The organism is Enterobacter cloacae complex sp. S2, assembly GCF_015159675.1.
Lineage (GTDB): Bacteria > Pseudomonadota > Gammaproteobacteria > Enterobacterales > Enterobacteriaceae > Enterobacter > Enterobacter intestinihominis.
Map to the genome: position 1 here is coordinate 93,104 of NZ_JADDTS010000032.1, position 12,143 is coordinate 105,246.

The window sequence follows — 12,143 nt, forward strand, 5'->3', positions numbered from 1 at the left end:
ACAAATGATTGAAGGCTTACCCATGAAGCAGATCCTGCTGGTAGAAGACGACCACGATATCGCTGCACTCCTGCGTCTTAACCTGGAAGATGAAGGCTACGCCATTACCCACGAGCCGGACGGGGGAAAGGCGTTACCGCTTCTGGAAAAACAGCCGTGGGACGCGGTGATCCTCGATCTGATGCTGCCGAATGTTGATGGTCTGGAGATTTGCCGCCGTATCCGCCAGATGACCCGCTACCTGCCCATTATCATCATTAGCGCCCGCAGCAGTGAAACTGACCGTATTACCGGCCTGGAAACCGGGGCGGATGATTATCTGGCAAAACCTTTCTCGGTGCAGGAGCTGATTGCCCGCATTAAGGCGCTGTTCCGCCGACAGCAGGCGATGGGCCAGGCGCAGACGGACGGCATTATTCAGGCGCACGGTCTGACTATCGATCCGCTGGCGCGCACCGTGCGTCTTAATGGTCAACACGTCGATCTCACCCCGCGTGAATTTGAACTGCTCTATTTTTTTGCCCGCCATCCCGGAGAGGTCTTTTCACGGCTGGCATTGCTGGAGCAGGTGTGGGGGTATCAGCACGAAGGCTACGAACACACCGTCAACACCCATATTAACCGCCTGCGCATCAAAATAGAGAAAGATGCCGCCGAGCCGGAGATCGTTCGCACCGTCTGGGGCAAAGGCTACAAATTTGCGGAGCAGAATCATGATGCGTCGCTTTAGCCTGAGCCAGCGCCTGACGCTGCTGTTTACGGTGTTACTGTTGCTCTGCGCCACCGTCGCCTGTGCGGTGCAGCTCTACGTTAGCATGCAGTACGGCAATGCGATGGTGCAGCGTCTCTCCGGCGGGCTGGCGCAGCAGATTGCGCAGCGGGAAGCGATTCTGGATACGCAGGGCAGGGTGGATCGCAGCGCCTTAAAGCCGCTGTTCGACCGGCTGATGACCTTTAATCCGAGCGTCGAGCTGTATGTTGTCTCGCCTGATGGCGATATCCTGGCCGATGCCGCCCCGCCGGGGCACATTCAGCGGCAAAAAATTGACCTCGCGCCGATACAGAATTTCCTGAGCGGGACGGTGATGCCGGTGTTTGGCGACGATCCCCGAAGCCAGAATAAGAAAGTCTTCAGCGCCACCCCGCTGCGGCAGGACGGTGAGCTGAAGGGGTATCTGTACATTATTTTGCAGGGGGAGGAGTCCAACGCGCTGGCGGAGATGGCCTGGCACAAAGCGCTCTGGAGTACGGCGCTGTGGTCGATGCTGCTGGTGGCGCTGTTTGGTCTGCTGGCCGGGTTGCTGCTCTGGTACTGGGTGACGCGCCCGGTTAAACAGCTCACGCTGGACGTGGCCGGGCTGGAGCAGGACAGCATCAGCGCGATTAAGCAGCTGGCGGCCCAGCCGCTCGAGCCTGCCGGCCAGGATGAAGTGGCGATCCTGCGCAATACCTTTATCGAGCTGGCGCGCAAAATCACCTCTCAGTGGGATCGGCTGGCCGACAGCGACCGCCAGCGCCGGGAGTTTATCGCCAACATTTCGCACGACTTACGCACCCCGTTGACGTCGCTGCTGGGTTATCTGGAAACGCTGTCGCTGAAATCCGCCACGCTGTCGCCGCAGGAGCATCAGCAGTACCTCGCTACCGCGCTGCGTCAGGGGCAAAAGGTACGCCATCTGTCGCAGCAGCTGTTCGAGCTGGCGCGTCTTGAGCACGGCGGCATCAAGCCCCAGCGCGAGCGTTTTGCCATGGCTGAACTGATTTCCGACGTGGCGCAGAAGTTTGAACTTACCGCCCGCACGCGCGAGGTGAACCTGCGTATTGATGTGCCGGGGCGATTGCCGCTGGTGAACGCCGACGTGTCGATGATCGAGCGCGTGGTCACTAATCTTCTGGATAACGCCATCCGTCATACGCCGAGCGGCGGAGAAATTCGTCTGGCGGTCTGGCAGGAGAATGAACGACTTCAGGTCGAAGTGGCAGACAATGGTACGGGCGTAGATGCCTCGCTGCGCGACGATTTGTTCCAGCGACCGTCAGCGTTAAATCCTCAGGCGTCGCGGGAGAACCGTGGGGGATTAGGGCTGTTAATCGTGAAGAGAATGCTGGAGCTGCACGGTGGCGGGATCAGGCTGATGGAGTCCGTGAGCGGGGCGCGGTTCAGGTTCTTTGTGCCGCTATGAGAAATTGCCGGGTGGCGCTGCGCTTTCCCGGCCTACAGACCACCCCCGTAGGCCAGACCACCCGGCAAAAAGAGATTACTGCGGGAACCACTGCTCGCTGATTTTCTGGTATGTGCCGTCAGCTTTGATCGCTTTCAGCGCGCCGTTCAGTTTTTCCAGCAGGGCTTTGTTATCCGGACGTACCGCGATGCCGAGGCCGGTACCAAAGTATTGCGGATCGGTCACTTTCTCCGTCGCTGTACCCAGCTGCGGATTGGTTTTCAGCCACTCATTCACGACCGCGGTGTCGCCAAATACGCCATCGATACGGCCATTTTTCAGGTCGATAATTGCGTTCTGGTAGCTGTCATAGGCCACGGTTTTCACTTCAGGATGCTTGTCCTGGAGATATTTCTGGTGCGTGGTGCCGTTTTCCATGCCGATGCGCTTGCCTTTCAGTTCGTCGAAAGACTTATAAGCTCCTTTCTTCGCAATCACTACCGCAGAGTTCGCGTAGTACGGGTCGGTAAACGCGACCTGCTTGCTGCGCTCAGGGGTGATATCCATGCCGGAGATCACCGCATCGTATTTTTTAAATTTCAGGGACGGGATCAGGCTGTCAAACGCGTGGTTAGTAAAGGTGCAGTCGGCCTGCATCTGCTTGCACAGCGCTTTCGCCAGGTCAATGTCAAAGCCGACAATCTGGTTGCTGGCATCCAGCGATTCAAACGGCGGATAGGTGGCAGAAACGCCAAAATTGATTTTATCTGCGGCGGATGCGCCTGCGGCGAAGGTTGCGAGTAATGCGGCCAGAACTAACTTTTTCATTGTAATGCTCCCGTCTGTCTTATTTATGCGCCGTGTCTGCGGCCTGGATATACAATGCCATCTACTGAATTTATATGCAATAAAAATGATTAAATATTACCTTTGTTGCAAAAAAAAGCGGATAACCCATCAGGTTACCCGCTCAATGAATACCGTTTTATGCATTGGCGTGATTAATTCCTGCGCTCAAACGCCAGCGCCTTACGCTCGATAAGACGCATCATCAGCGTCAGCAGACCGTTGACCACCAGATAGACCAGACCCGCCGCACCGAACACCATCACGTCGTAGGTACGTCCGTACAGCAGCTGCCCGTGGCCCATCACTTCCATCAGGGTGATGGTGTAGGCCAGAGAGGTGCTTTTGAACACCAGAACGACTTCATTGGAATAGGAAGAGAGCGCACGCTTAAAGGCGTATGGCAGCAGGATCGCCAGCGTGTCCTTCTTGCTCATGCCCAGCGCACCGCAGGACTGCCATTGGCCTTCCGGGATCGCGCGGATCGCGCCGTAAAACAGCTGCGTGGTATAGGCCGCGCTGTTCAGTGAGAGAGCTATCAGGGCGCAGAGCCATGGCTCAGAGAGCAAATGCCAGATAACCGGATATTCCTGTAACGACGGGAACTGCCCTGGACCGTAGTAAATCAGGAAGATCTGCACCAGCAGCGGCGTACCGGTAAAGAGCGTAATGTAGCCACGGACAATCCACACCAGCACCGGCGTTTTCAGCGTCAGGACGATGGTGAAGAACAGCGCCAGGATCAGCGCTACGATGATAGACGCAACGGTCAGCGTCAGGCTGGTGTGCAGCCCTTTCATCAGTTCGGGTAAATAATCCAGCATCAGCCTGGTCTCCGTTCAAAACGCGTTGCGCGCAGATCAATACGCTTCAGAACGTACTGGCTCAGCAACGTGATCACCAGGTAGATAGCCGCCGCGACGATGTACCAGGTAAATGGCTCCTGCGTACGGGTGGCGATACTTTTGGTTTGCAGCATCAAATCGTTCACGCTGATCAGGCTCACCAGCGCGGTATCTTTCAGCAGTACCAGCCACTGGTTGCCCAGCCCTGGCAGGGCATGACGCCACATCTGCGGCATCACCAGGCGGAAGAAGATCGCCGCTTTCGACAGGCCCAGCGCCTGACCGGATTCCCACTGTCCCTGCGGTACCGCTTTCAGCGCGCCGCGCAGCGTTTGTGACGCATAGGCCGAATAGAGCAGGGAGAGCGCAATTACGCCGCACAGGAACGGGCTGACGTCGAAGTTCTCAATCTGCATTTGCACCGGGATCTGCGCAAAGCCGAGATTAATCGTAAAGCCGTCCGACAGCGTTAACAGCAGCTGTGAGGAGCCGAAATAGATAAACAGGACCACCAGAATTTCCGGCAGTCCACGCAGCACAGTCACCAGCGCTGAACCGAGCCATGCGACAGGGCGCCACTTAACGGACTCCCACACCGCAAAGAACATCGCCAGTACGAGGCCGATAATCAGTGCACAAACGGCAAGGCCGACGGTCATCCCGGCGGCGCTTGCTAAAGGAAAAATTTCATTCATCAGGAATTACTTCTGGAACCATTTTTTGTAGATGGTTTCGTAGGTGCCGTCTTTCTTCACTTTTTCCAGCGCAGCGTTGAATTTCTGCTGCAGCTCGGTGTTGCCCTGACGTACGGCAATACCCAGACCTGTACCGAAGTAGTCTTTATCTGTCACCTTGTCACCCACGGCGGCCAGCTTGTCGTTCGCTTTCAGCCATTCAGTCACGACAGCAGTGTCCCCGAACACCGCATCGATACGGCCGTTTTGCAGGTCCAGCTTCGCATTCTGGTAGCTGTCATACGGCACGGTGGTGATTTCCGGGTGCTTATCCATGATGAATTTCTGGTGCGTGGTGCCGTTCTGCACGCCGACTTTCTTGCCTTTCAGCAGGTCAACGGAGGCGTATTTACCTTTCTGACCAATGAACAGCGCCGAGTTGTCGTAGTAAGGGGTGGTGAACAGAACCTGCTTTTCACGCTCCGGAGTGATGTCCATACCGGCCATCACGGCGTCGATACGGCGGAACTTCAGGCTGGGGATCAGGCTGTCGAACGCCTGGTTGCTGAAGGTACAGGTCGCGTCGATCTCTTTACACAGGGCATTTGCCAGGTCCACGTCGAAGCCAACAATCTTGTTGTTCGCATCAATGGATTCAAACGGAGGGTAGGACGCTTCAGTGGCGAAACGGATGGTCTGGGCTGCGGTAGCGGAAAGGCTGACGCTAGCAAGCAGCGCGGCAATCAATACTTTTTTCATTATAATTTCCCTAACACATCAGTGTGATAAGTAGTTTTTGAAGGCATCGGTTTGCGGGTTGGTGAAGCAGCTCGCATCACCTTGCTCAACGATATACCCGTTTTCCATGTAGACCACGCGGCTGGCGGTTTTGCGCGCCACTTCCACCTCGTGGGTCACGATGACCTGGGTAATGTTGGTTTCCGCCAGTTCACGAATGATACTCACGATCTGGGCAGTAATTTCCGGGTCCAGCGCTGCGGTTGGTTCGTCGAACAGCAGCACCGCTGGCTCCATCATCAGCGCACGGGCGATTGCCACACGCTGTTGCTGACCACCAGAGAGATGCAGAGGATAACGGTCGCTGTACGGTTTCAGACGCAGACGTTCCAGCAGCTTTTCAGCTCGCGCCATCGCCTGGTCTTTGCTTAAGCCAAGCACGCGGCACGGGGCTTCAATCAGGTTTTGCACCACCGTCAGATGCGGCCAGAGATTATATTGCTGGAAAACCATGCCCACGTTTTGACGCAGTTCACGAATCGCTTTATCAGAAGGGGTTTTCGCGAAGTCAAAATGGTTACCGGCGATGGCCAGCGTTCCCGAACGGGGCATTTCAAGCAGATTTAAAACACGCAGAAGGGAGCTTTTTCCCGCGCCGCTTGGGCCGAGCAAAACCAGCGTTTCGCCCTCCGGGCAGCTCAGCGTAATGTCGAACAGCGCCTGGTGTGCGCCGTAGAAGCAGTTAATGCCGTTTAGTTTAATACTCATCGGGGCAGTCTTTACTCATCCAGGCAATCTATAGCAATTGAGGCCGCAGATAGTACCGTTGACAGAATAGTTATGCAATATTTCTGCGTTAAAAGTTAAATATAACCCGTGTTTCCTCTTAAACATAGCACAAAATAGCGACGGGAAAGGGGGGCGAGAATAAATGTCGGCATTCCGCATGAAATGCCGGACATTTTACGGGGTTAACGTTTATTTAACGTATGCGTTAGCGGTTCTCAATCGACTGGCGAAGGGTGCCCGCCGGAGCATGAACGCTGCCGCCAATGTAGCGCACATCATCTATTGCCCAGCACTGGCCTTCACGGATCATCAGCACCTCATCCTGCCAGGTTTGCGTCCCCTGGGTTAGCTTCACGCGCAGAGGAATATTCCGTGCGTCGGTATTCGGAATGGTGGACGCGCTGGCGACGTCGGCGCTGTCCGGCAGCGTGGCGCGGCTGGAGAACGGATCGGATGAAAGCAGCGCGTTTTGCTGCGGATCGCGCGAGGCGTCATTAAGCAGTTTCGCCAGATTATCGCTCAGGTACGGGCGCAGGGCGGTGAGGTCATTACCGCGATGCTGAATGCGATAATCATAGAACTGTTGCGCCACGGCGTCCGGGCCGCCCTCAATGCAGGGGCCGCTGCGGGAACCGATATCCTTAAAGGCTGGCGTGACCGGCGTAGTGCAGGCGCTGAGCACCAGCGCGCAGGGCACTAAAAGCGTTAAAGCAGAGTAGCGCATGTTGATTTCCTTATTTATTAACTATCCTTTCAATCATAGCGTAACGAACCGATAATGCAGTTGCTAACGCATTGAACGCTAAAGACGGAGAGGAAGTATGCAATTTTCAACAACACCAACCCTGGAAGGTCAACCCATTACCGAGTACTGCGGCGTGGTCACCGGTGAGGCGATTCTGGGCGCCAACATCTTCCGGGACTTCTTTGCCGGCATTCGGGATATCGTCGGCGGGCGCTCCGGTGCCTACGAGAAAGAACTGCGTAAAGCGCGTGACATTGCGTTTAAGGAGCTGGGCGAGCAGGCCAAAGCGTTGGGCGCGGATGCGGTGGTGGGCATTGATATCGACTACGAAACGGTCGGGAAAGATGCCAGCATGCTGATGGTGAGCGTAAGCGGCACGGCGGTGAAAACCCGTCGATGAAGCGTTCGCTCTCAACCCTCCTGCTGGCATTGTTGCTGGCAGGATGCGCCTCGGAAGAGGGCGTTGTTGATAAAGGCGCGTACGAACTTGATACGCGCCATCAGGCGCAGGCGGCCTACCCGCGCATAAAGGTGCTGGTGATCCATTACACCGCCGATGATTTCGACACCTCGCTTGCGACCTTGACCGATAAAAACGTCAGCTCTCACTATCTCATCCCCGCAAAGCCCCCAGCTCCGCAGGGCAAACCGCGTATCTGGCAGCTGGTGCCGGAGAGCGAGTTGGCCTGGCATGCAGGTATTAGCTTTTGGCGTGGGACCAACCGCATAAATGATACCTCCGTCGGCATTGAGCTGGAAAACCGCGGCTGGCGGAAAACCGATGGCGTGAAAATCTTTACCCCCTTCGAACCGGGGCAAATTGCGGCGCTGATCCCGCTTGCCAGAGACATCATCGCCCGCTACGACATTAAACCGCAGAACGTTGTGGCCCATTCGGATATCGCCCCGCAGCGTAAAGACGACCCTGGCCCGCTGTTTCCGTGGCGCGAGCTGGCGCAGCAGGGCATCGGAGCCTGGCCCGAACCGGCGCGGGTAAATTTTTATATCAACGGGCGACCGCATTATCAGCAGGTTGATACCGCAGCACTGCTCGATCTGCTGGCGCGCTACGGTTACGAGGTGCCAGAAAACAGCACGCCTGCACAGCAAAAACGCATCATCATGGTGTTCCAGATGCATTTCCGTCCGCAGTTATGGAATGGCGTAGCGGATGTTGAAACCATGGCGATTGCCGAAGCACTTTTAGAGAAATACGGGCAGGGGTAAACCTTTGACTTACCCCCAAATGAGTATATTTCCGCAAGTTTCTATTAGATTAATCCTAAGTACAATCTCATTTCATTTTTAGTTAATTGACTTAAAATTATTCGGATTTAAGATGGACACATAGCACGCTAAGCAATTTAGCGAATAAAAAACTTTACTCTTTTCTTTATTCTTGAGTTTTTCATCAGGAAAATATTTATGGTTCGGTATGAATGCCGTTGCCATGTTTTTTTAAAATCACATCTTAAAACGGGTATAACAATGTTAAGCATCTATGGAAAAAAATTACGTCCGCAACATGAAATGGAAAAGATTATTTCTGCAACCTCATGCGTTGAAGAAAGAACGTTAAAAAAATGGCAGAAGATTTCCACTGCTGATTCCGGTTTAATTCATATTATTGTCAGCGGCGAAGTCGAATTTCGACGTGACTCTGACGAACTGTGCTTGTTCACCGTTACCGGGCAATGCATTTTCGGCCTGTCGTCGATGTATTACAACGCCACCCATATGTACGGCCTTGTTCGGTCGAATACGGTTGTTCGCTCGATCAAGAAAGAGGTCTTCGCCCAGCTGATGACCGAGAAAAACCTGTGGCCTGAACTGACAAAAGTGCTTTCCTGGTACATATGCCTGATGAGCAAGCGCGATGATATTCTGGTCGCTCGCAGCGCATATTCTGTTGTTCGCGAATTTTTATATGAGATCAACGACCTGATTGTACAGCATCAGCGTGATATTAACGTTTATGATTACATTCAGGAATACACTAACCTGGCACGTAGCACCATTATTAAAATCCTCTCCGATCTGAAAAAAGGTCAATATATTGTGGTGGAAAAAGGTCGACTGCTTAACCTCACCGCACTGCCTGAAAAATATTAATGCCTACTCCCGCCGGTCTCCTTTATCACTGAAAGGGGAACGGCTGTTTTCACTGTTTTTAACACTTGCTTGTGAATTATCCTGCGTTTCGTCAACCGGCGGTGCGGGAATTTTTCCTTGAGAATAATCCTGCTCCTGCTCTTTTAATGCCTGTTTAAATAATTCCGTTAATGATGACTCTTCACTGCTCGTGCTGGCGGGGGCGGTATCGTGCTCATGCGCCTCAGTTCCGGGTAGGGTATCCCGCGAGGGGTCTTGCGGCACCGCGCCGTCGGGCGCCTGCTGCCAGTCGGCATCATCACTGATGATCGGCAGATCCTGCATCGGTGGAACATCAACAGGCACTGGCGCAGCTTTAGGCTGCGGATGCGGGAACGGTTTACTCACGTACACGTAGTGCATCTCCGAAAGCTGGGTTTCCGGTTTGGCAACGCTGGCGTTGACCGGTTCAGGCGCCGGGTGGCGCATGTTCCAGTAGACATGCATATACAGGCCGACAACCAGCATGGCGCAAAGGCCGACCATCCATAATGCTGTTTTGCCGAAAACGTTTTTCAGGCTGGGGAGGCGGTACGAAAACCAGACCGCTTCCCCGGTTGTATAGCTGCGCTGGGCCGCAAGGCAGATGGTCGACATTAGGCTTTCTTCTCCTGCATTTTTGCGTCCGGGGTAGTGCGGGTGGCCTGAATCAGTACGCTCGGCGTGCTGTTGGTTACGCGCATCAGCTGCATCAGCGTTTCTTCACCGGGGATGCCATCCACGTGCAGATGCATTTTTTGCTGAAACTCACGGGTGCGTTTCATCATCTCAGCGGTCCAGATCCGGGCGTGCGTTTCGGGCTGGTTCAGCGTCAGGCTTAACTGCTGATCGAGCCAGGCCATGTCTTTGCTGTCGCTGGCCGCGCCGATCGCGTCTTTTCCTTCCGGTGTCAGGCGGTGCAACTGGGTGAAGTTGCCGGTCGCATGCCGGTTAAACCAGCTGCGGCTCACCTGCCAGGTCCGGTTATTCATTAACAGGTCAATTGATGTATCTCCGACCCTGGCGACCACCGCATAGTTAAGGTGACCGCTGGTTTTCAGTTCACTGACCCACGGATACCCTTCCTGCGCCAGCGTCTCCGGCGACGCGTTCCCCTGTTTACACATCAGGTTCACTTTAGCGGCGTTCTGGCACAGCGCATCTTCGGCCGAGGCGTCATATCCCCACATCAGATAGAGCTGGTGCATCGCATCCGGCTGATTAACCATTTCATTGTCGATAACCGGCACCACGGGCGCCTCCGTTTTTCGCGTCGGCTGTTTCCAGCTGACGGGGACCGGCAGCTGGATGGGAAGGTGCCCGCTGATGGACGAGGTTAAATACCAGCCGCAGGCGGCAAACAGCACCGATGCGAACAGCCCCACGGTTGCCAGACGCTTACCGTGTTTTTTCGCGGGCAGGATCTCTCCCGCCGCCAGGCGTAAATGACGCGGGCTGACCTGCGACGCGCGTTCCGTCCAGGCAGCGAGCATTGACAGGTGCGCCAGTTCGTTAAGTTTGCTGATGTTGCCTTTGGTCAACGTGTGCATTTTGCGCACGCGGGCCGGCGTTAACGGCGAATTTTCACAGCCGTGTTCTTCGCATTGCGCCTGCACATAGCCCAGGAATTCGCGGCAGGTCAGGGGGCGCAGGACATGACGAGTGTGTGTATATTCGCGCAGTTCAGGTTGCTTAAGCAGGATTTCCTGATCCGCAGTGCCCGTCAGCACCACGGAGAGCCGGAAGTTCAGCTCCTGGGCTCGCGTGAGCAGCGTACCCAGGACTTCACGGCAGCTCTCTTTCATGGCTTCGGCGTGTGAAATCACCAGCACTCTGGTTTTCGCTTTTCCCTCGTGCCACTGGCGCAGGATGGCATCCACCGCCTGCAGGCGATTCTTGCTCTCTTTCGTTACCGGATTGAGCTTGTACAGCAGGCTACTGGCACTCAGTTTGGGAAACGCATTGATAACAAGGACGTTACTGTGGCGGGTTTTTAGCGCATCGCTGAAGTGACCCAGAAGCGGGGCGTCGTCGCAAAAGAGCCCGATAATTCCCGCCTGCTGGGTTTTCTCTTTCAACAGGTTGAACACATCCTGATGATAAGGCACCAGAAAATCCCCGGATAAACGGGCGATCGATCTGAATGGCGGATTTTTAAAATTAAAGTGGCTCTGATACATAACGACTTACCGTCTCTGATTAGGAATAGCAACAGCATCAGAAAGTAAGGTAACGCCCCTGAACGGTCAATTTGCAAACAGGGTAAAAATATCCTGCTGGCAGCGTCTAACATTTGGATTTTATACGGTCAATATTTTTCTTTATGAAAGTTAGCGGCGAAGTCAGTGGTCGCATTTGCACCAGCTTATTACTATTTTCATCCATATTGGCGCAGTATGACGCTGCTTATTTTTGCTTTGCTATAGGCCGGATAAAAAATGAGGTTCTCATTTCTTTCACGGTGGATAACGCCTTGTATTATGTTTGTGCTGCTGATCTTTTGCGGCCAGCAAGGGTATCTCACCTTTAAAGATTATAAAAAAGTTATGAATAAGTTGGCTAATGCCGATCAACAGCCGCTGAAAAAAACGCGCGAAGAGAAATCCTTTTCGCTTTTTACGGCAGCCGTGCGTCAGGAAATCTTACCGGGTGCGGTGAAAGCCCCGCTGGCAGCTGAAATCGAAGGTATTGTGAACAGCGATGACGCCTGGCTCTCCTTTGCTGTCATCAAAACGCCAGGCGGTCAGAGAAGCTACCGTGAGGGTGAACCTCTCTCTGGATTTAACGACGCATTTATTCAGGAAATAAACAAAGATAATGTGGTGGTTAATTATGAAGGTACTACGCAGGTTCTGGCATTAAATAAACCGGACTATTTTAAGGGTGGCGTGGATAGCGGCCCGGTAACGAAATCGACAAAAGATGTTGGCGCAGAGAGTGTGCATCTTGATGATTATCTGGTGTTAAAACCCATAATTGAAAAGGGCCGACTGGAAGGCTACAGGATAAACCCAAGGAATGCCTCCGCCTTTTACAGCCAGTCAGGTCTGGAAAAAGGCGATGTGGCGGTTCAGGTCGACTCTGTCGATATGACCGATGAAGCAAAAGCGAAAAGCATTATTGCCAACTGGTCAAAAATGAAAGAAGCGGAGGTCATCGTACGACGTCACGCTCACCTTGAAAATATTCGGATTAATGTTCTAAACAATTAAAA

General features: G+C 54.0%; 14 protein-coding genes. 6 read left to right on the plus strand and 8 right to left on the minus strand.

The window, feature by feature from the left end; all coding sequences use genetic code 11:
• The first annotated feature begins 22 nt into the window (after positions 1-22).
• Positions 23-730 (plus strand): response regulator transcription factor, encoded by a 708-nt coding sequence (locus IPZ49_RS15050; protein ID WP_023299686.1) that lies wholly within the window; start codon positions 23-25, stop codon positions 728-730.
• Complete coding sequence (locus IPZ49_RS15055) at positions 714-2,183, plus strand: sensor histidine kinase KdpD (RefSeq protein WP_023299687.1); 1,470 nt, start codon at positions 714-716, stop codon at positions 2,181-2,183. The genes IPZ49_RS15050 and IPZ49_RS15055 overlap by 17 nt, the downstream gene beginning before the upstream one ends.
• 75 nt (positions 2,184-2,258) lie before the next feature.
• On the opposite strand, the gene artJ is transcribed toward IPZ49_RS15055, so the two are convergent.
• From artJ to IPZ49_RS15085, 6 genes are all read right to left on the minus strand, one after another.
• Positions 2,259-2,990 (minus strand): arginine ABC transporter substrate-binding protein ArtJ, encoded by a 732-nt coding sequence (gene artJ / locus IPZ49_RS15060; RefSeq protein WP_015571008.1) that lies wholly within the window; start codon positions 2,988-2,990, stop codon positions 2,259-2,261.
• 173 nt (positions 2,991-3,163) lie between these two features.
• On the minus strand, positions 3,164-3,832 hold the full coding sequence (gene artM / locus IPZ49_RS15065; RefSeq protein WP_022647579.1) for an arginine ABC transporter permease ArtM: 669 nt from the start codon (positions 3,830-3,832) through the stop codon (positions 3,164-3,166).
• Positions 3,832-4,548, minus strand: a complete 717-nt coding sequence (artQ, locus tag IPZ49_RS15070) for an arginine ABC transporter permease ArtQ (protein ID WP_003858367.1) — start codon at positions 4,546-4,548, stop codon at positions 3,832-3,834. The genes artM and artQ overlap by 1 nt, the downstream gene beginning before the upstream one ends.
• A 6-nt stretch (positions 4,549-4,554) precedes the next feature.
• Positions 4,555-5,286, minus strand: coding sequence for an arginine ABC transporter substrate-binding protein ArtI (artI, locus tag IPZ49_RS15075; protein ID WP_006174322.1), 732 nt, complete (start codon positions 5,284-5,286; stop codon positions 4,555-4,557).
• An 18-nt stretch (positions 5,287-5,304) separates the two neighbouring features.
• Entirely contained in the window at positions 5,305-6,033 is a 729-nt protein-coding gene (artP, locus tag IPZ49_RS15080; protein ID WP_006809439.1) for an arginine ABC transporter ATP-binding protein ArtP, read from the minus strand.
• 226 nt (positions 6,034-6,259) lie between these two features.
• Entirely contained in the window at positions 6,260-6,778 is a 519-nt protein-coding gene (locus IPZ49_RS15085; protein WP_022647580.1) for a lipoprotein, read from the minus strand.
• A gap of 97 nt (positions 6,779-6,875) precedes the next feature.
• Between IPZ49_RS15085 and IPZ49_RS15090 the strand changes: the two genes are divergently transcribed.
• The 3 genes from IPZ49_RS15090 to IPZ49_RS15100 all read left to right on the plus strand — a co-directional run bounded on the left by IPZ49_RS15090 (position 6,876) and on the right by IPZ49_RS15100 (position 8,911).
• Positions 6,876-7,199, plus strand: a complete 324-nt coding sequence (locus tag IPZ49_RS15090) for a heavy metal-binding domain-containing protein (protein WP_003858361.1) — start codon at positions 6,876-6,878, stop codon at positions 7,197-7,199.
• Positions 7,196-8,026: an N-acetylmuramoyl-L-alanine amidase gene (locus tag IPZ49_RS15095; protein WP_063146173.1), complete on the plus strand. Its 831-nt coding sequence runs from the start codon at positions 7,196-7,198 to the stop codon at positions 8,024-8,026. Before IPZ49_RS15090 ends, IPZ49_RS15095 begins: the two co-directional genes overlap by 4 nt.
• A gap of 261 nt (positions 8,027-8,287) precedes the next feature.
• The gene (locus tag IPZ49_RS15100; protein ID WP_022647582.1) at positions 8,288-8,911 is read left to right on the plus strand and encodes a helix-turn-helix domain-containing protein; all 624 of its coding nucleotides are present in this window, start codon (positions 8,288-8,290) and stop codon (positions 8,909-8,911) included.
• Positions 8,912-8,914: 3 nt separating this feature from the next.
• On the opposite strand, the gene IPZ49_RS15105 is transcribed toward IPZ49_RS15100, so the two are convergent.
• The gene (locus IPZ49_RS15105) at positions 8,915-9,547 is read right to left on the minus strand and encodes a hypothetical protein (protein ID WP_045623349.1); all 633 of its coding nucleotides are present in this window, start codon (positions 9,545-9,547) and stop codon (positions 8,915-8,917) included.
• Positions 9,547-11,109 (minus strand): ExeA family protein, encoded by a 1,563-nt coding sequence (locus IPZ49_RS15110; RefSeq protein ID WP_063146172.1) that lies wholly within the window; start codon positions 11,107-11,109, stop codon positions 9,547-9,549. Before IPZ49_RS15110 ends, IPZ49_RS15105 begins: the two co-directional genes overlap by 1 nt.
• 300 nt (positions 11,110-11,409) lie before the next feature.
• Between IPZ49_RS15110 and gspC the strand changes: the two genes are divergently transcribed.
• Complete coding sequence (gene gspC, locus IPZ49_RS15115; RefSeq protein ID WP_063146171.1) at positions 11,410-12,141, plus strand: type II secretion system protein GspC; 732 nt, start codon at positions 11,410-11,412, stop codon at positions 12,139-12,141.
• Positions 12,142-12,143: the final 2 nt, after the last annotated feature.

Coding starts and splice junctions, on each gene's coding strand:
- IPZ49_RS15090 (WP_003858361.1), top strand. CDS start 6,876: ATGCAATTTTCAACAACACCAACCCTGGAAGGTCAACCCATTACCGAG.
- artQ (WP_003858367.1), bottom strand. CDS start 4,548: ATGAATGAAATTTTTCCTTTAGCAAGCGCCGCCGGGATGACCGTCGGC.
- IPZ49_RS15110 (WP_063146172.1), bottom strand. CDS start 11,109: ATGTATCAGAGCCACTTTAATTTTAAAAATCCGCCATTCAGATCGATC.
- artI (WP_006174322.1), bottom strand. CDS start 5,286: ATGAAAAAAGTATTGATTGCCGCGCTGCTTGCTAGCGTCAGCCTTTCC.
- artJ (WP_015571008.1), bottom strand. CDS start 2,990: ATGAAAAAGTTAGTTCTGGCCGCATTACTCGCAACCTTCGCCGCAGGC.
- IPZ49_RS15050 (WP_023299686.1), top strand. CDS start 23: ATGAAGCAGATCCTGCTGGTAGAAGACGACCACGATATCGCTGCACTC.
- artP (WP_006809439.1), bottom strand. CDS start 6,033: ATGAGTATTAAACTAAACGGCATTAACTGCTTCTACGGCGCACACCAG.
- IPZ49_RS15085 (WP_022647580.1), bottom strand. CDS start 6,778: ATGCGCTACTCTGCTTTAACGCTTTTAGTGCCCTGCGCGCTGGTGCTC.
- IPZ49_RS15055 (WP_023299687.1), top strand. CDS start 714: ATGATGCGTCGCTTTAGCCTGAGCCAGCGCCTGACGCTGCTGTTTACG.
- IPZ49_RS15095 (WP_063146173.1), top strand. CDS start 7,196: ATGAAGCGTTCGCTCTCAACCCTCCTGCTGGCATTGTTGCTGGCAGGA.
- gspC (WP_063146171.1), top strand. CDS start 11,410: ATGTTTGTGCTGCTGATCTTTTGCGGCCAGCAAGGGTATCTCACCTTT.
- IPZ49_RS15100 (WP_022647582.1), top strand. CDS start 8,288: ATGTTAAGCATCTATGGAAAAAAATTACGTCCGCAACATGAAATGGAA.
- artM (WP_022647579.1), bottom strand. CDS start 3,832: ATGCTGGATTATTTACCCGAACTGATGAAAGGGCTGCACACCAGCCTG.
- IPZ49_RS15105 (WP_045623349.1), bottom strand. CDS start 9,547: ATGTCGACCATCTGCCTTGCGGCCCAGCGCAGCTATACAACCGGGGAA.